Origin of the sequence: Nonomuraea sp. NPDC049709 (assembly GCF_040674815.1) — a bacterium.
Classification (GTDB): Bacteria; Actinomycetota; Actinomycetes; order Streptosporangiales; family Streptosporangiaceae; genus Nonomuraea.
Genome location: NZ_JBFANM010000066.1, coordinates 1 through 16,495, shown reverse-complemented (window position 1 = coordinate 16,495; position 16,495 = coordinate 1). Strand labels below are relative to the sequence as shown.

Below are 16,495 nucleotides of genomic sequence, written 5' to 3'. Positions count from 1 at the left end.
ACCGAGTATCCCTTTTCCCGCCATGCCGCTCCTACCTACAACCTGTCGGAAGGGCGGCACGTTGCCTTACACACTGGAATATCCCCTAGGGGATTACCCGTCCGCCTCCAGACGTACGTATCCCGTGCCCAGTACATCGCCGGAATCACCGGAAAAGACCCCTGGCGGCCGACGACCGGAGGCCCCTCTGTCACCGACGATCGGTACATCCGAGGAACGAAGGAGACAGAGATGACCGTCATCGCCGACCACCGACCCGAAGCCCCGTCCGGCCCGCCGAAGCTCGACCGGGCCCAGCTCCTCCAGGCCCAGCGGGACACCCTGGCCACCCCGCGCATGGACTACAGCCTGCTGGCCAAGATGATGTTCAAGCCGGTCGACCTCATGTACGGCGTTAAGGGGTCGTACACGAAGTTCGCCATGCTGGAGATCATCGCCCGGGTCCCCTACCAGGCGTGGGAACGGATGGGCTACTGGGCCGTGCACCGGCACGCGGGGCGCTCCGGGCTGGCCAGGAGGATCTTCGAGCGGATCGTGGAGGCCCGCGCCGACCAGGACAACGAGCAGTGGCACCTGCTGATCCTGCAGGACCTGGTGCAGCGCACCGGGCAGAGACAGACGTGGCTGCTGCACAAGGTGGCGCCGTGGCTGATCGCGTTCTTCTACTACCACGTGTCCTGGGTGCTGTTCCTGGTCAGGCCGGACTGGAGCTACCGGCTCAACGCGGAGTTCGAGGACCACGCCGAGCATGAATACATGACCTTCGTGGCCGAGAACCCGGACCTGGACCTGGTGCCCGACCCCGGCACGTACGCCGCCGAGTACGGCCGCTACCGCTCGGTGGCCGACCTGCTCCGGCAGATCGGCCACGACGAGCGCACCCACAAGCTGGACAGCCTGGAGAGCATGAAGGAGCCCCGTGTCCGCTAGACCTGCACGGGTTCGGGGGCCGCGGCGGGCTTGGCCGGGCGCAGCACGGTGACGGCGAGCAACGCGGCGGCCACGCAGAACGCGGCCCCGACCCACGAGCCGAGGTGCATGGCGGAGGTGAAGGCCTCGTTGGCGACCTCGGCCAGGCCCAGCGGGTGCGCGGCGCCGATCGACTCCCTGGCGGCCGCGGGCAGGTCGGCGGGCATCTCCGAGGTGTACTTCCCGGCCAGGACGCTGCCCAGGATCGCGATGCTGAGCGCCATGCCGACCTGCTGGACGGTGTCGTTCAGCGCGGAGCCGACGCCGGCGTGGTCCACCGGGATGGCCCCCATGAGCGAGGCGTAGGCGGACGGTCCGGCCAGGCCCCCGCCGATGCCCATGATCACGAGACCGACGAGCAGCGGCAGGTAGCCGGTGGTCATGGCCATGACGACGAAGCCCCCGGCCATGAGCAGCAGCCCGGCGCCGATCAGCACCCGGTTGCTGAGCTTCTGCCCGAGGCCGGCGCCCACGCCGTTGAAGATCGCGGCCGCCACGGCGTAGGGCAGCATGGCCAGCCCGGCCTGCATCTCCCCGTAGCCCAGCACGAACTGCAGGTACTGGGTCAGCATCAGCATCACGGCACCGGCGCCGAACGACATGAGCAGGATCGAGAAGGACGCGCCGCTGAAGTTCCGGTTGGCGAACAGGTGGAGCGGCAACATCGGCTCCTCCCGCCGGCGCTCCCAGACCACGAACGCGGCCAGCGCGACGACCGCTAGCGCGATGACCGGGATGTTCCACTCCCGCTCGATGATCACGTAGACGCCCGCGGTCAGGCCCACGATCGACAGCACCACGCCCACCGGGTCGATCCTCCGCCCGGTGCTGCGGGTCTCGGGCATGAGCACGACGGCGGCCACGATGGCGACCGCCGCCACGGGGATGTTCAGCAGGAAGACCGAGCCCCACCAGTAGTGCTCCAGCATGAAACCGCCCAGGGTCGGGCCCGACACCATGCCGACCAGGGCCACGGCGCTCCAGGCCGCCATGGCCTTGCGCCGCTCGGTCTCGTCGAACACGGTCATCAGGATCGACAGCGTGGACGGCATGAGCAGCGCGCCGCCGATGCCCATCAGGCCGCGGGCGGCGATGAGCTGCCAGGGCTCGGTGACGACGACGGCGAGCAGCGACGCGCCGCCGAAGAAGGCCAGGCCGATGATCAGGAAGAGGCGCCGGCCGTACTTGTCGGACAGGCTGCCCGAGGTGAGCAGCAGGCCGGCGAAGGCCAGCACGTAGGCGTCAATGATCCATTGGATGTCCGACGGGGTCGCGCCCATCTCCTGACTCAGGGAGGGGATGGCCAGGTTGAGCACGGTGTTGTCGATGACCAGCACCAGGAGCGCCAGGCAGAGGACGGCGAGGATCCACCAGCGGCGTGGGTCTCGTACAGTGTTCGAGTTCACTCGCACAGCGTACGACATCGCTCGTACAGTGTGCGAGTGGATTTATCCTTGGGGTATGAGCAGCAAGGCGTTCTCCTCGGTGTGGCTCCGCGAGTCCCGCAAGGCCACCAGCCCGGGCCGTAGCCGGGAGGAGATCGTCCGGGCCGCGCTCGAACTGCTGGACGAGGAGGGCCCGTCCGGGCTGAGCATGCGCAAGCTGGGCGCGAAGCTGCAGGCAGGGGCCACCAGCCTCTACTGGTACGTCGCCAACAAGGACGAGTTGCTGGAGCTGCTCTACGACGAGGTGTGGGCGGAGATGACCGTTCAGGACCCCGACGAGGTGGGCTGGCGCGCGTCCGCCACCACGCTCGCCTACAGCATGCGCCAGGCGATCCTGAGGCACCCGTGGGCGGCCGACCTCATCGGCCGGCTGCCCGCGCTCGGCCCGAACGCGCTGCACGTCGCCAACGAGATGCGAAGGGTGTTCAAGGGTGCCGGATTCACCGGGCTGGACACCGACTTCGCCATCGCCACCCTGACGGCCTACGTCTTCGGCATGACGATTCCCGAGATCGCCTGGAAGACCTCGACCGGCAACAGGGAATACGACCCCGAAGAGATGCGGGCGGCGGTCGCCCAGGCCGCCGCCCACTACCCCGACATGCTGGAGAGCGTGAACATGGCCGGCTACGAGGATCCGCAGGCCGTCCGCGCCATGGCCTTCGACTTCGGCCTGCTGTCGATGCTCGACGGCCTTGAGCGGCGGCTGGCGACGTAGCAGGATCCCAGGCATGAGCGATTTCCGCACCGCCCGCGACTTCCTGCTCGGGGCCGATCCCGCCACCGCCCGCAGCGACTTCCGCTGGCCGGAGCTGACCGAGTTCAACTGGGCGCTCGACTGGTTCGACGGGGTGCTGGCCGCCGAGACCCCCGACGCCGTCGCTCTCAAGATCGTCGGCGCGAGCAGCGCCACCTACACCTTCGCCCGGCTGTCGGCCCGCTCCAACCAGGTCGCCAACTGGCTGCACGAGCAGGGCGTGCGCCGGGGCGACCGGATCCTGCTCATGCTGGGCAACCAGGCCGAGCTGTGGGAGTCGCTGCTGGCCGCGATGAAGCTGGGCGCGGTCGTCATCCCGGCCACCACGCTGCTGACCGCCAAGGACATCACCGAGCGGATCGAGCGCGGCGGCGTCTCCCACGTGATCGCCAACGCCGCCGACGCCGGCAAGTTCGGGGCCGGCGAATACACCCGGATCGGCGTGGGCGACGCCTACACCTGGCTGCCGTACCACGAGGCGTACGAGGCCCAGGAGAGCTTCACCCCCGACGGGCCGACCCGCGCGGACGACACGCTGCTGCTCTACTTCACCTCCGGCACCACCTCGCAGCCGAAGCTGGTCGAGCACACCCACGCCTCCTACCCGGCCGGGCACCTGTCGACGATGTTCTGGATCGGGGTCAGACCGGGCGACGTGCACCTCAACGTGTCCTCGCCCGGGTGGGCCAAGCACGCCTGGAGCAACGTGTTCGCCCCCTGGAACGCCGGGGCGACCGTGCTGATCCACGACTACCAGCGCTTCTCCGCGCCCGCGCTGCTGGAGGTGCTGCGCGACGAGCGGGTGACCACGTTCTGCGCCCCGCCGACCGTGTGGCGGATGCTCATCCAGGAGGACCTGGCCGCGTGGAAGCTGCCCCTGCGTACGGCCGTGGCCGCCGGCGAGCCGCTCAACCCCGAGATCATCGACCAGGTCGCCAAGGCGTGGGGCCTGACGATCAGGGACGGGTACGGCCAGACCGAGACCACCGCGCAGATCGGCAACGCCCCCGACGAGCCGGTCCGCCCGGGGTCCATGGGGCGGCCGCTGCCCGGCTACGAGGTCGTGCTGATCGACCCCGTCTCCGGCGACCAGGGCGACGACGGCGAGATCTGCCTGCCGCTGGACGGCCGCCGCCCCCTCGGCCTCATGTCCGGATATGTCGGTGGGTCGTCGGAGGCCATGCGCGGCGGCTTCTATCACACGGGCGACGTCGCCACCCGCGACGCGGACGGCTACATCACCTACGTGGGCCGGACCGACGACGTCTTCAAGGCCTCCGACTACCGCATCTCGCCGTTCGAGCTGGAGAGCGTACTGCTGGAGCACCCCGCCGTGACCGAGGCGGCCGTGGTGCCCGCCCCCGACCCGGTACGCCTGGCCGTGCCGAAGGCGTACGTCACGCTCGCCCCGGGGTTCGAGCCGGACGAGTCGACCGCGCGGTCGATCTTCGAGCACTGCCGGCGGGAGCTGGCCCCGTACAAGCGGGTGCGGCGGCTGGAGTTCGACGAGTTGCCGAAGACGATCTCCGGCAAGATTCGCCGCGTTGAGCTGCGCGTACGCGAACCCCGGCGGGAATACCGCGAAGAGGATCTCAACCCATGACAATGGGGGCAAAGTGTAAATTCACCTATGGCCGTTCTTACAGGCTGATCGGCTAGGCTCTGCCCCGTGTTGCCCACCATCGCCGATGTCCTCGCTCTTGAGACCGTGCGCCGGGGCGGCCCGCGCGTGGTCGCGGGCGCCGACCGGCTCGACACCAAGGTGCGGTGGGTGCACGTCGGCGAGATAGCCGACATCGCCCACCTGTTGCGCGGTGGGGAGCTGGTGCTCACCACGGGGGTCGCCCTGCCCGAGGACCCGGAGAAGCTCGCCGACTACATCGGCGAACTCTCCTCCGTGGGCGCCTCGGGACTGATCGTGGAGCTGGGCCGCCGGTTCGTCCGCGAGCTGCCGCGGGCCGTGGTCAAGTCGGCCGAGGAGCACGGCCTGCCGGTCGTCGTGCTGACCCGGGAGACGCCGTTCGTGCAGATCACGGAGTCGGTGCACGCCCGGATCATCGACATCCAGCTGGAGGAGCTGCGCGCTTCCGAGCAGCTCCACGAGGTCTTCACCGAGTTGTCGGTCGAGGGCGCCTCGCCGGCCGAGGTGCTGGCCCAGGTGGCCCGGCTGTCGAGCCGGCCGGTGCTGCTGGAGAACCTCGCGCACCAGGTGCTGGCCTGCGAGTCCGCCGGGCGCGACGCGGGGACGCTGCTGGCGGGGTGGGAGACCAGGTCGCGGGCGGTCGCCCCGGCGGAGCGCACCGCGTACGATCCGGCCTCGGGCTGGCTGGTCACCACGGTCGGGGCGCGCGGGCAGGACTGGGGACGGCTGATCCTGCTCTGCGACGGGCAGCCGTCGCCGCGCGACATGGTGCTGGCCGAGCGCGCCGCCACCACGCTGGCCCTGGGCCGCCTGCTGGAGCGCCACCAGGAGTCGCTGGAGCGCCAGGCGCACGGCACGATCATCACCGGCATCCTGACCCACGCCTACTCCGACCCCGACGAGGCCGCCGCCCGCGCCCGCGCGGTGGGCGTGCCGCTCACCGGGCGCAAGCTGATCAGCGTGGTGATCAGGCCGACCGAGCCCATCGACCAGGCGCTGGACGGCCAGGCGCAGCTCGGCGAGCTGGCCGAGGCCACCGCCGCCGCCTGCCGCGACGCCCGCCTGCCCGCCCTGGTGGGCGCGCTCGACCAGGAGCGGGTCGGGGTGCTGCTGCCGCTCCCGCCGCGCACGCAGGCCGAGACCGCGCTGACCTCGCTCGCCGAGCGGCTGCGCGTGCTGTGGCGGCCCGGCTCGGCGTTCGTGCTGGCGGCGGGCTCGGTGGTGGAGTCCATCAGGGACGTACGCCGCAGCTTCCTCGAGGCCGAGCAGGTGGCCGACGTCGCCGTCCGCCAGCCCGACGGCCGGCCCTTCTACCGGCTGCCCGACCTGCGCCTGCGCGGCCTGCTCCACCTGCTGCGCGACGACGCGAGGATGCAGACGTTCGCCGAGCGGGAGCTGGGGCCGCTGCTGGCCCACGACGCGCAGCGGGGCGGCGACCTGACCCGGATCCTGCGCGTCTACCTGGACTCCGGGCGCAACAAGGCCGTCGCCGCGCAGAAGGCCCACCTGTCCAGGCCCGCCTTCTACGACCGCCTGCGGCGCCTCGAACGCATCCTCGACACCGACCTCGACGACGTGGAGTCGTGCCTCTCCCTGCACGTGGCACTGCTGGCGCTGGAGTCGTTCCGCAGGGAGAGCCGTTAATGTGCTGAAATGGGCGATATGTCTGACGTGCTGATGCCCGACGTGGCCGACCTCGGCCGCATGATCGCCACCGCGGGGGCCTTCTCCGTGCCCGTACACGACGTACGGCTGACCCCCGACGAGCTCGCTCCCGAGCAGATCGTCGCGGGCGATCCCGCCACGTCGTCCCTGGAGCTGGGCGACGGCCGGGGCATCTGGGAGATCACGCCGGGCGTCGTGACCGACGTGGAGAGCGACGAGATCTTCGTCGTGCTGTCCGGCCGCGCCACGATCGCCGTCGAGGGCGGCACCACGATCGAGGTCGGCCCGGGGGACGTCTGCCTGCTGGCCGAGGGTGCCAGGACGACATGGATCGTGCACGAGACGCTGCGCAAGGTCTATCAGACCCGGCGGTCCGCGTAGTTCGCGACCTACCGTCGCTAGTGTGCCCCTCTTCTTCAACCCCATAGAGGCCGCGGCCCACCGGCTGGCGATCGTGCCTCCCATGTTCGACTACTTCGGCGCCCTGGGTCTGCACGCGGTCGTCGCGGCGGCCAGGATCGGCGTCTTCGACGCCCTGCGCCGGCGACCTTCCACCGGCGTCGAGCTGGCCGCCGCGCTCGGGCTCGATCCTCGCGCGGCCGACGCGCTGTTACGGGCCCTGGCCGGGCTCGGCTACCTGAGAGCCGGCGGCGGCCGCTACCGGCTGACCCGCACCGCACGGCTGTGGCTCACGACCGACTCACCGACGTCGCTGGTGGCGGGGCTGGAGTTCTGGGAGCGTACCGCCTGCGTGATCTGGCCCAGGCTGGAGAAGGCGGTGCGCGACGGCTCGCCGGTCACGCCGTTCTACGCGCTGCTGGAGAGCGACCCCGAGCTGTCGCGCTCGTTCCAGGCGTGGACGGCGGCGGTGGCGGGCCGCCAGGCCCCGGCCACGGCGCGGGCCATCCCCGTGCCACGCGGCGCCCGCCGGGTGCTCGACGTGGGGGGCGGGCACGGCCTGTTCAGCGTGGAGCTGCTGCGCCGCCACCCCGGGCTGCGGGCCACCGTGATCGACCTGCCGCGGGCGCTGGAGGCCGCCGCCGAGCACCCCCGGCTGACGCTGCGCGCCGGGTCGTTCCTCGAGGACGACCTCGGCGACGGGTACGACGTCGTCATGCTGTTCAACATCGTGCACGGGCTGACCGACGAGGAGACGGCCCTGCTGTTCCGGCGCCTGGCGGCGGCGCTGAACCCGGGCGGCACCATCGTGGTCGGCGACCAGTTCTCCGACAGCGTCATGCCGGGCCGGGCCAGCCGTACCCTGCTGCGCCTGCTGGACCTGAACTACCTGGTCGCGGTGGGCGGCAGGGTACGCGCGCTGCGCGAGGTGGCGGGCCTGCTGCGGGCGGCCGGCTTCCGCGGGGTCCGGCACCGCCGCCCGTTCGGCTCCCCCGCCACGGAGCTGGCCGTGGCTAGAACCCCATCGCGGCCCTCACCTCGTCGAGCGTGAGGACCGCCCGCTCGCGGGCCCTGGCGTTGCCGTCGGCCAGGATCTGCCGGACGTCGGCCGTGGCCAGCTCGGCCCGGCGCCTCCTGATCGGGCGCAGGAACTCGTTGACCGCCTCGGTCGCCACGCGCTTGAGCGTGGCGGCCCCGCCGTCCCCGATCTCGTCGGCGAGTTCGTGCGGCGGGCGGCCCAGGCACAGACCGGTCAGCGTGAGCAGGTTGGCCACCTCCGGGCGGCGCTCCTCGTCGAACGTGATCAGCCGGTCGGAGTCGGTACGGGCCCTGCGGATGAGGGCGGCCGTCTCGTCCTCGGTGGCCGACAGGGCGATCGCGTTGCCCCGGCTCTTGCTCATCTTGCCGCCGTCCAGGCCCTTGAGCAGCGGCTGCTCCCCCAGCAGGGCGTCCGGCAGCGGGAACACCTCGCCGTAGCGCTCGTTGAAGCGCCGCGCGACCAGTCGCGTCACCTCCAGGTGCGGCAGCTGGTCCTTGCCCACGGGCACCAGCGTGCCCTTGCAGAACAGGATGTCGGCCGCCTGGTGCACCGGATAGGTGAACATCAGGCCGCTCACCGCCCGCTGGGAGCTGTGCGCGATCTCGTCCTTCACCGTGGGGTTGCGCCGCAGCTCGGCCACCGACACCAGGCTCAGGAACGGCAGCAGGAGCTGGTTCAGCTCGGGGACCGCGCTGTGCTGGAAGATCGTGACCTTGGCCGGGTCGATGCCGACCGCGAGATAGTCGAGCAGCAGCTCGGTGGTGTGCCGCCGGATCTCGCCAGGGACGTCACGGTCGGTGATCACCTGATAGTCGGCGATCAGCACGTACATCGGATAGCGGTCCTGCAGCTCCACCCGGTTGGCCAGCGAGCCGAAATAGTGGCCGAGATGCAGGCGGCCCGTCGGGCGGTCACCGGTGAGCACGACGTCGTTCATGAGGTCTCTCTCCTTTGGGATCATGCCGTCCCGGAGAGGAGCCACCCGCTTGCCGGGGCCGTCTCGGGGACGGCCCACGCATGGGAATTCAGCGGCCGTCTGTCGGCCGCCACCACATGCAGATGCGAGTCATATACGAATGGTATCGGTTCGTGGTGTCAATCTCGTAACCTCTTTACTCGTTTGGCGTGTTCCCCTGACCCGGAGACCTTGATCTCGCCACTATGGTGCGGTCCCTCTTCCGCCCTCTGGAGAGTTCATGTCTCGACGCACCCTCGCCGGCGGCCTGGCCATAGCCGCGGCGCTCACCCTCACCGCGCTGCCCGCGACAGCGGAGCAGCTGTCGGTGAGGTTCCCGTCGGCCAAGTTCCCGCTGGGCACCCGGCCCGTGCCGACCAAGACGATGACCGCCGTGACGCAGGGCATCGACCTGTACGACGTGAAGGCGGGCTCGCACACCGACGGTTACACGGTGACCGTCCTGATGCCCAACGGCCGCGACACCGGGACGCTCCCGAACGCCGAGACCAAGGTCGCCGAGGTGGAGGCGACCGGCGAGGCCGCCAGCCTGCAGAAGATCGTCCGGCCGGCGGTCGCCGACGCCCCCGCCAAGACCGAGTACATGGTCCGCGTCGGCCTGTGGTCCTTCAAGGACAAGAAGAAGGCCGAGGAGAAGGCGAAGCAGCTCAAGGACGCGGGCCTGAAGGTCAAGGTCGACTACCTCGGCGACGACGGTCTCAAGACCACCGGCCCGTGGGACGCCAGAGTCCTCATGATCGACGTCAAGACGTTCCGCGGCTCGTACGCCGCCTCGCTCGGCACCAGCGTGGCCAAGCGGGAGACCGTCTCCTCGATGGCCAAGGCCCGCAACGCCATCGTCGGCCTCAACGGCGGCTTCTTCAACATCCACACCGCCAAGGCGCTGCGCGGCGAGCCCGTGGGCGCGTCCGTGGTCGGCGGCAAGCTGCTGAGCGAGGCCATCGAAGGCCGCTCGGCCGTCGTGCTCAAAGGCCGCACCGCCAAGATCACCGAGCTGAAGACCGACGTCACCGCGATCTCGCAGGACGGCGAGCGGGTCGAGGTCAACGGCGTCAACCGGGCCGCGACGACGGACGAGCTGGTGCTGTACACGGAGGAGTACGGAGCCAAGACGCCCACCGGCGGGACCGACGCCGTCCTCGACGCCAACGGCAGGGTCGTGGGCCTGCGCGCCTCGGGCGGCGCGGTGACCGCCGGCATGCGGGTGCTGCACGGCAACGGCGTGGCCTCCGACTGGCTCAACGAGCACGCCTGGCAGGAGTGGACGGTCAAGATCGACATGAAGGTCGTGGACCTGCGGACGAAGCGGGCGCTCAAGCTCACCCCCGACCTGAACGTGATCGCGGGCGGCGTCGGCCTCGTGCGCAACGGCAGGGTGAAGATCACCGCCAAGCGCGACGGGCACGACTCGATGAACATGATCCTGCGCCGCCACCCGCGCACCCTCCTCGGCACCACCCGCAACGGCAGCCTGATCCTGGTCACCATCGACGGCCGGCAGCCCGGGGTGACGATCGGGGCGAACTTCGTGGAGGCCGCCCAGTTCATGCGCTGGCTGGGCGCGACGCAGGCGATCAACTTCGACGGCGGCGGCTCGACGGCCATGGTGGTCGGCAACAAGCTGGTCAACCGGCCGTCCGACGGCGCCGAGCGCGCCGTCGGCGACGCCCTCCTGGTCCTGCCCCAGTAAGCCGCCGGGGCCCGCACCGCCACGTGCGACCCAGGGCCCGCACCGCCACGTGTGAACCCGAGGGCCCGCACCGCCGCGTGCGGGCCCCTCAGCCCATCACCGGTGTACGGGCCCCTCAACCCCTGCGTGCGAGCTCAGCCGGTCACCGGCAGGCCGGTGTCCGCTTTCACGGCCTTCATCGCCAGGTGCGAGGTCACCTGCGCCACCCCGGGCAGCCCGGACAACGTCTCGGAGTAGAACCGCTCGTAGGCCGCCAGGTCCGCCACCGCGATCCGCAACAGGAAATCCGGATCCCCGAACAGCCGGTGCGCCTCCACCACCTCGGGCATCTCCGCCACCCGCCGCTCGAACTCCGCCACGGTGTCGTGGTCCTCGTACCGCATCACCACCGTCACGAACGCCTGGAACCCGCGCCCCACCGCGTCCCCGTCGAGCAGCGCCCGATAGCCGCGGATGACGCCGCTCTCCTCCAGCTGCCGCACCCGGCGCAGGCACGGTGACGGCGTGAGCCCCACCCTGTCGGCCAGCTCGGTGTTGCTGAGCCGCCCGTCCCGCTGCAGCTCATGGAGGATCCTGCGGTCAATCCTGTCCATGACGCAATATCGTGCCACGCACCCCGCCGTGCCGGCACGAATCCACCATCGCCTGCCAAGCCTCCCCGGCTACCGTCACAACGGAGGAGGTACATCGTCGTGGACACCCGGCTCCTGCTGTTCTTCCTGGGCATGGATCTGCTGCTCATCTGCACCCCCGGCCCCGACCTGCTCTACGTGACGGCCCGCTCCCTCGGGCAGGGCCGCCGGACGGGGCTGACGGCGGTGGCGGGCATCTGCTGCGGTTACGCCGTGCACACCGTCCTGGCCGCCGCCGGGCTGGCCGCCGCGCTGCGCGCCGTCCCCGCCGCGCTGCCCGCGATGCGCTACGCCGGGGCCGCGTACCTGGTGTTCCTCGCGGTCAGGACGCTGATGTCGCTGAGGAGCCGCACCGGCCCCGCACCCGGCTCGCCGCCGGCCGAGCCGGCGGGCCGGGTGTTGCGGCAGAGCATGCTCACGGCCCTGCTGAACCCGAAGGGCCTGCTGCTGTACCTGTCCCTGATGCCGCAGTTCATCGCGCCCGGCACGGGACTTCCGCTGGGCGTCCAGCTGACCGCGCTCGGCCTGCTGCACGTCGTGAACTGCGGCCTGCTCTACGGCCTGGCCGCCGTCGCCACGGCCCGGGCCAGCCGCGCCCTGGCCGGCACCCCGAAGGCGGCGGGGCGGATCTCGGCCGTGTCGGGCACGATGTTGCTGGTGGTCGCGGCGGCCACGCTCAGCACCCATTAGCCCCGTTCCCCGGCGGCCAGACCGATCGCCCCGCGGGCCGTTCGATCACGGCCACGCCCGCCGCTCACCGGGCCTGTTCCGTGACGGTCACGCCCGCCGCTTCATCGGGCCTGTTCCGCCCAGTAGGCGAGTTGCTCCCTGGTGGTGCGGGTCGCCGGGTGGCCGGGGCCGAGCACGCGTTCCCGGACCGGCAGCAGCGCCGCGCACTGGTCGCGGGCCGCCGCCGGGTCGCCCGCGCGGCCGGTCCAGTACGCGAGGTTGGCGCGGGCGGTCAGCGTGTCGGGGTGCTCGCGGCCGGAGGCGCGCTCGCGCAGGGGCAGCAGGGCGGCGTACGCGTCCCTGGCCGCTGCCGGGTCACCCAGCTCGCCGGTCCACCGGGCCAGCTCGTGCCGGATCGTCAGCGTGTCGGGGTGTTCGGGCCCGAGCACCCGCTCCCTGACCGGCAGCAGCGCCGCGTACTCGGCGCGCGCCGCCACCGCGTCACCGGCCTGGCCGGTCCAGTACGCGAGGTTGTGCCGGGTGATCAGTGTGTCCGGGTGTTCGGGGCCGAGCACGCGTTCCCGGACCGGCAACAGCATCGCGCACTGGTCCCGGGCCGCCGCCGGGTCCCCGGCCTGGCCGGTCCAGAAGGCGAGGTTGTGCCTGGTGGTGAGGGTGTCCGGGTGCTCGTGACCGGAGGCGCGCTCGCGGCGGACGAGCAGCTCGGCATACTGGTCCCTGGCCGCCACCGCGTCGCCCAGCTCGCCGGTCCACCGGGCCAGCTCGTGGCGGGTGATCAGGGTCGCGGGGTGCTGGGGGCCGAGGACGCGTTCCCTGACCGGCAGCAGCGCGGCGCAGTGGTCGCGGGCCCCTGCCGGGTCCCCCGCCTGGCCGGTCCACTGCGCCAGGTTGGCCCGGGCGGTCAGGGTGTCGGGGTGGTCGGGGCCCTGGACGCGTTCCCGGATGGGCAGCAGAGCCGCGTACTGCCGCCGCGCCGACTCCGCGTCCCCCAGCTCGCCGGTCCACCGGGCCAGCTCGTGCCGGATCGTCAGCGTGTCGGGGTGTTCGGGGCCGGACACGCGCTCGCGCACGACCAGGAGGGCCGCGTACTGGTCGCGCGCCGCCACCGCGTCCCCCAGCTCACCCGTCCACCGGGCCAGCTCGTGCCGGTTGATCAGGGTGGAGGGGTGGTCCGGGCCTTGGACCCGCTCGCGGATGGGGAGCAGCGCCGCGTACTGGTCCCTGGCCGCCGCCGGGTCCCCCGCCTGGCCGGTCCACTGCGCCAGATTGGCCTGGGTGATGAGGGTGTCAGGGTGCTCGGGGCCGGACACGCGGCTGCGTACGGGGAGGAGTGCGGCGTACTGGTCCCGGGCGGCCACCGGATCCCCCGCCCGCCCGGTCCACTGCGCGAGGCTGTGGCGGGTGGTCAGCGTGTCGGGGTGCTCGGGGCCGAGGACGCGCTCGTAGATCGGGAGCAACGCCGCGTACTGGTCACGGGCCGCCGCCGCGTCGCCCAGCTCCCCCGTCCACCGGGCCAGCTCGTGCCGGATGGTCAACGTGTTCGGGTGCTCCGGACCCTGCACCCGCTCCCTGACCGGCAGCAATGCCGCGTACTGGTCACGCGCCGCCACCGCGTCGCCCAGCTCCCCCGTCCACCGGGCCAGCTCGTGCCGGATCGTCAGCGTGATCGGGTGCTCGGAGCCGAGCCGGTGTTCGCGGATGGGCAGCAGGGCCGCGTACTGCCGCCGCGCCGACTCCGCGTCCCCCAGCTCGCCGGTCCACCGGGCCAGCTCGTGCCGGGCGGTCAGCGTGGCGGGATGCTCGGCGCCCAGGCTCGCGGTCAGAGCCTCGCAGATCTCCATGAACAACGCCCTCGCCGTACGGTAGTCGCCGCTCGCCCCCAGGTACTGCGCGGTCTTGGCCATGCCGGGCGAGGACGGGACGAGCACGGCCAGGATGTGCGGCAGCAGGTGGGCGTACCGGGACCACGTATCTGCGTGGGCGGGGTCGTCGGGCAGCACGGACTCCAGGAGCACGGCGGCCGCGTCGCGCCAGCGCTGCTGCTCGTGGGGTGGGAGCTGGTCGAGGGTGACGGCCTGCACCAGGCGGTGCACCGACAGGTTCCCCTCCGCCGGAAGGCCGATCAGGCTGTGACCGCGCAGCGCGGCGACGGCGGCGTTGACCGTGATGGTGTCGCGCGGCAGCCGCTGCAACACCCCCAGCGCGCTGAGCCAGGGACGGACGTCGCGGAACAGCCGCGAGTTCGGCAACCGCCCGTACGCCCGCTGCCGCCGCACGTCCGCGGCCAGCAACTCGCGCGGGCTGCACCGTTCGAGCTGGGAGAGCAGCAGGTGGTACGGGATCGCCTCGTGGGAGTAGCAGGCCAGCACGCGCAGCAGCGCGATCGCCTGGGGGCTGGTGCGGGCCAGGTTCCTGAACGACAGCTGCCAGGTGGTGGTGACGCGCTCCTGGTATCCCCACGCCTGCCCCTGGGCGAGCAGCTCGGCGCGCTGGTCGTGCAGCAGGTCGAGGTACTCCGAGAGGGTAAGGCCGGTCTCGGCCATGTACGCGGCGGCCTGCTCCAGCGCCAGCGGCAGCGCGCCCAGCTCGGCCACCACGGCGGAGGCGGCGGCCCCGTCGTCCTGCCCCGAGCGCGCCAGCACCAGCGCCGCCCCCGGCTCCGGCTCCAGCACCGGCAGCTCCAGCCCCTGCTCCCGAGGCCAGCTCCCGGACCGGCTGGTGATCAGCACATGCCCGGGTCCCGCCGGAGGGAGGTACGGGCGGAGCGCATCGGCCTCCGGGGCGTTGTCGAAGATCAGCAACCAGGGCCCGGCGTGGGCGGCGAGCACGGCATGCACCTGATCGACCGGATCGGCGGCGTCAACCGTGTCCCGTAACCCCAGCAACGCCGCCAGCCGGGCGAACGCGGCCGACAGGACGGCCGGGTCGGCGGCGGGCAGTTGCCAGACGAGCTGGTAGTCCTGGTGGTGGCGGTGGGCGTACTCGAGGACGAGGCTGGTCTTGCCCACGCCGCCGAGCCCGTACACGGCGACCACACACGGCTCGGCCGGCCCGGCGATCAGACGCTCCCGCAGCCGCGCCACCACCTCGTCGCGCCCGAGCAGCCGCGGAGGGCGGGGCGGGAGCTGCACGGGGCGGGTGGGCACCGGGGGGCGGGGCGGCAGACGAACGTCACCGACGACGTCCACATGACCCACGGTCACGGCAGTCGCCCCGTCCCCGGTCATCGCCACCCCGGCGTTATCCCCGCCTATGGAAATGGAACGTCCCATATCCCCCTCGACCACAGAAGATCCGCCGCCCGCCGCCCGCCCATCCCCCGAGGACCCGTCCCCCGCACGGACGTCTGACCCCGCGCCCGCGCCGGACCCAACTCGAGGTTCGGACCCCGACGTGGCGCCAGCCCGCCCCCGCCCGCCAGGCCCTTCACGGATGCCGGACTCTGCACTGGCATCGGACTCCGCCCGGTCGTCGCTCTCCGCCCGGGCGTCGCTCCCCGCCCGGTCGTCGGATCCCGCCTGGGCGTCGGAGCCCACTCCCGCGTCGGAGCCCACTCGGGGCTCGGATTCCGACGAGGCCCCGGCCCCCGCCCGCCCGCCAGACTCCCCACGGGTGTCGGAGCCCGCACGCGCCTCGCTCCCCGCACGGATGTCGATCCCCGCAGCAGTGTCGGAGTCCGCACAGGCGTCGGACCCCGCATGAGCGTCGGGCCCCGTTTGAATACCCGTCCCCGATCGGGCGCCGGATCCCGCTCGCGAGCCGGATTCCGCTTGGGCGCCCGTCCCCGTTCGCGGGTCGGTCCTCGTTCGCGGGTCGGATCCCGTACACGGGTCGGATTCTGATCGCGGGTCGGACCCCGATCGCGGGTCGGTCCCCGACGGGGAGTCGGACTCCGGCGACTCACCAGACTTACCGCCCGCCTGACCAGGTCCGCCAGCCGGGCCCGGATCGACGCCACCCGCCAGCGGGGGCGCGTCCGGCGTTGGGGCGGCCAGCGGGAAGGGCACATGGGGCCGCTCAGGGTCACCCGCGCCACCGGGAGCCTTCGCAGGGCCGGCACCGCATCCGGAGGCCGACGATTCGTGCGGCGGCGGCATCCTGGCCGAAGTGCAACGCCGGAGCCGACGCCGCGACGCAGCCAGCGCGCCTGCGACGAGCAACCCGACGATCCCCAGGGAGATGCTGATCAGGCTGTCCTGCTCGTCCAGAAACTTCAGCAGCGTGCCCGGCATCCCCAACACGTCCGCCATGACGTCCGCCGCCCCGGCGACCAACAAAGTGAGCGAAACCGGGACAACCATCCAGGTGAGGAGCCGCGAACGCCGCTGCTTATGTCGTGCCGATCCGGAGGTCGGCTCTGAAGGGGGTGAAGCCGTCATTCCTCCAGGGTGACGGCGCACTCTGACCGACGCCACCGAAACTGCGTCATGCCCGGAAAACACCCTGTGCATGGGGAAACAAAAAAGAGCCCCGATCGTAGCCGATCGGGGCTCTTTTATAAAGATTGTCCGGCGGTGACCTACTCTCCCACACCCTCCCGAGTGCAGTACCATCGGCGCTGAGAAGCTTAACTTCCGGGTTCGGAATGTAA

Annotated in this window: 12 protein-coding genes and 1 rRNA gene; 8 read left to right on the top strand and 5 right to left on the bottom strand. The window is 71.7% G+C overall.

From position 1 onward, the window contains the following. The first annotated feature begins 231 nt into the window (after positions 1-231). Entirely contained in the window at positions 232-930 is a 699-nt protein-coding gene (locus AB0J69_RS45580) for an alternative oxidase (protein WP_364131760.1), read from the top strand. Here AB0J69_RS45580 and AB0J69_RS45575 read toward each other — a convergent pair. Beyond that, on the bottom strand, positions 927-2,375 hold the full coding sequence (locus tag AB0J69_RS45575) for an MFS transporter (protein ID WP_364131757.1): 1,449 nt from the start codon (positions 2,373-2,375) through the stop codon (positions 927-929). The genes AB0J69_RS45580 and AB0J69_RS45575 overlap by 4 nt on opposite strands. A 55-nt stretch (positions 2,376-2,430) precedes the next feature. Between AB0J69_RS45575 and AB0J69_RS45570 the strand changes: the two genes are divergently transcribed. The 5 genes from AB0J69_RS45570 (at position 2,431) to AB0J69_RS45550 (ending at position 7,928) form a co-directional block, all read left to right on the top strand. Continuing rightward, complete coding sequence (locus AB0J69_RS45570; RefSeq protein ID WP_364131755.1) at positions 2,431-3,132, top strand: TetR/AcrR family transcriptional regulator C-terminal domain-containing protein; 702 nt, start codon at positions 2,431-2,433, stop codon at positions 3,130-3,132. A gap of 13 nt (positions 3,133-3,145) precedes the next feature. Beyond that, positions 3,146-4,774: an AMP-binding protein gene (locus tag AB0J69_RS45565; protein ID WP_364131753.1), complete on the top strand. Its 1,629-nt coding sequence runs from the start codon at positions 3,146-3,148 to the stop codon at positions 4,772-4,774. A gap of 66 nt (positions 4,775-4,840) precedes the next feature. Further along, positions 4,841-6,457 (top strand): PucR family transcriptional regulator ligand-binding domain-containing protein, encoded by a 1,617-nt coding sequence (locus AB0J69_RS45560; RefSeq protein WP_364131750.1) that lies wholly within the window; start codon positions 4,841-4,843, stop codon positions 6,455-6,457. An 18-nt stretch (positions 6,458-6,475) separates the two neighbouring features. Continuing rightward, a complete protein-coding gene (locus AB0J69_RS45555) occupies positions 6,476-6,859 on the top strand; it encodes a cupin domain-containing protein (RefSeq protein WP_364131748.1) in 384 nt (127 codons plus the stop codon). 22 nt (positions 6,860-6,881) lie between these two features. Beyond that, positions 6,882-7,928, top strand: coding sequence for a methyltransferase (locus AB0J69_RS45550; protein ID WP_364131746.1), 1,047 nt, complete (start codon positions 6,882-6,884; stop codon positions 7,926-7,928). Here AB0J69_RS45550 and trpS read toward each other — a convergent pair. Further along, positions 7,891-8,853 carry a tryptophan--tRNA ligase gene (gene trpS, locus AB0J69_RS45545; protein WP_364131744.1) on the bottom strand — a complete coding sequence of 321 codons (963 nt, stop codon included), beginning with the start codon at positions 8,851-8,853 and terminating at the stop codon, positions 7,891-7,893. The genes AB0J69_RS45550 and trpS overlap by 38 nt on opposite strands. Positions 8,854-9,112: 259 nt before the next feature. On the opposite strand from trpS, the gene AB0J69_RS45540 reads away from it, so the two are divergent. After that, positions 9,113-10,582, top strand: a complete 1,470-nt coding sequence (locus AB0J69_RS45540) for a phosphodiester glycosidase family protein (protein ID WP_364131741.1) — start codon at positions 9,113-9,115, stop codon at positions 10,580-10,582. A 134-nt stretch (positions 10,583-10,716) separates the two neighbouring features. Here AB0J69_RS45540 and AB0J69_RS45535 read toward each other — a convergent pair whose 3' ends face one another. Further along, complete coding sequence (locus tag AB0J69_RS45535) at positions 10,717-11,175, bottom strand: Lrp/AsnC family transcriptional regulator (protein ID WP_364131739.1); 459 nt, start codon at positions 11,173-11,175, stop codon at positions 10,717-10,719. Between the two features lie 99 nt (positions 11,176-11,274). Between AB0J69_RS45535 and AB0J69_RS45530 the strand changes: the two genes are divergently transcribed. Then, positions 11,275-11,904, top strand: coding sequence for a LysE family translocator (locus tag AB0J69_RS45530; protein WP_364131737.1), 630 nt, complete (start codon positions 11,275-11,277; stop codon positions 11,902-11,904). A 101-nt stretch (positions 11,905-12,005) separates the two neighbouring features. Here AB0J69_RS45530 and AB0J69_RS45525 read toward each other — a convergent pair whose 3' ends face one another. Both AB0J69_RS45525 and rrf read right to left on the bottom strand, forming a co-directional pair. Beyond that, positions 12,006-15,092, bottom strand: a complete 3,087-nt coding sequence (locus AB0J69_RS45525) for a tetratricopeptide repeat protein (protein WP_364131735.1) — start codon at positions 15,090-15,092, stop codon at positions 12,006-12,008. Positions 15,093-16,410: 1,318 nt separating this feature from the next. After that, positions 16,411-16,495, bottom strand: a 5S ribosomal RNA gene (gene rrf, locus AB0J69_RS45520); the annotation flags it as partial.

Excerpts from the sequence above, each read along its gene's own strand:
- AB0J69_RS45580 (WP_364131760.1), top strand. The coding sequence starts at position 232 with ATGACCGTCATCGCCGACCACCGACCCGAAGCCCCGTCCGGCCCGCCG.
- AB0J69_RS45570 (WP_364131755.1), top strand. The coding sequence starts at position 2,431 with ATGAGCAGCAAGGCGTTCTCCTCGGTGTGGCTCCGCGAGTCCCGCAAG.
- AB0J69_RS45565 (WP_364131753.1), top strand. The coding sequence starts at position 3,146 with ATGAGCGATTTCCGCACCGCCCGCGACTTCCTGCTCGGGGCCGATCCC.
- AB0J69_RS45555 (WP_364131748.1), top strand. The coding sequence starts at position 6,476 with ATGTCTGACGTGCTGATGCCCGACGTGGCCGACCTCGGCCGCATGATC.
- trpS (WP_364131744.1), bottom strand. The coding sequence starts at position 8,853 with ATGAACGACGTCGTGCTCACCGGTGACCGCCCGACGGGCCGCCTGCAT.
- AB0J69_RS45540 (WP_364131741.1), top strand. The coding sequence starts at position 9,113 with ATGTCTCGACGCACCCTCGCCGGCGGCCTGGCCATAGCCGCGGCGCTC.
- AB0J69_RS45535 (WP_364131739.1), bottom strand. The coding sequence starts at position 11,175 with ATGGACAGGATTGACCGCAGGATCCTCCATGAGCTGCAGCGGGACGGG.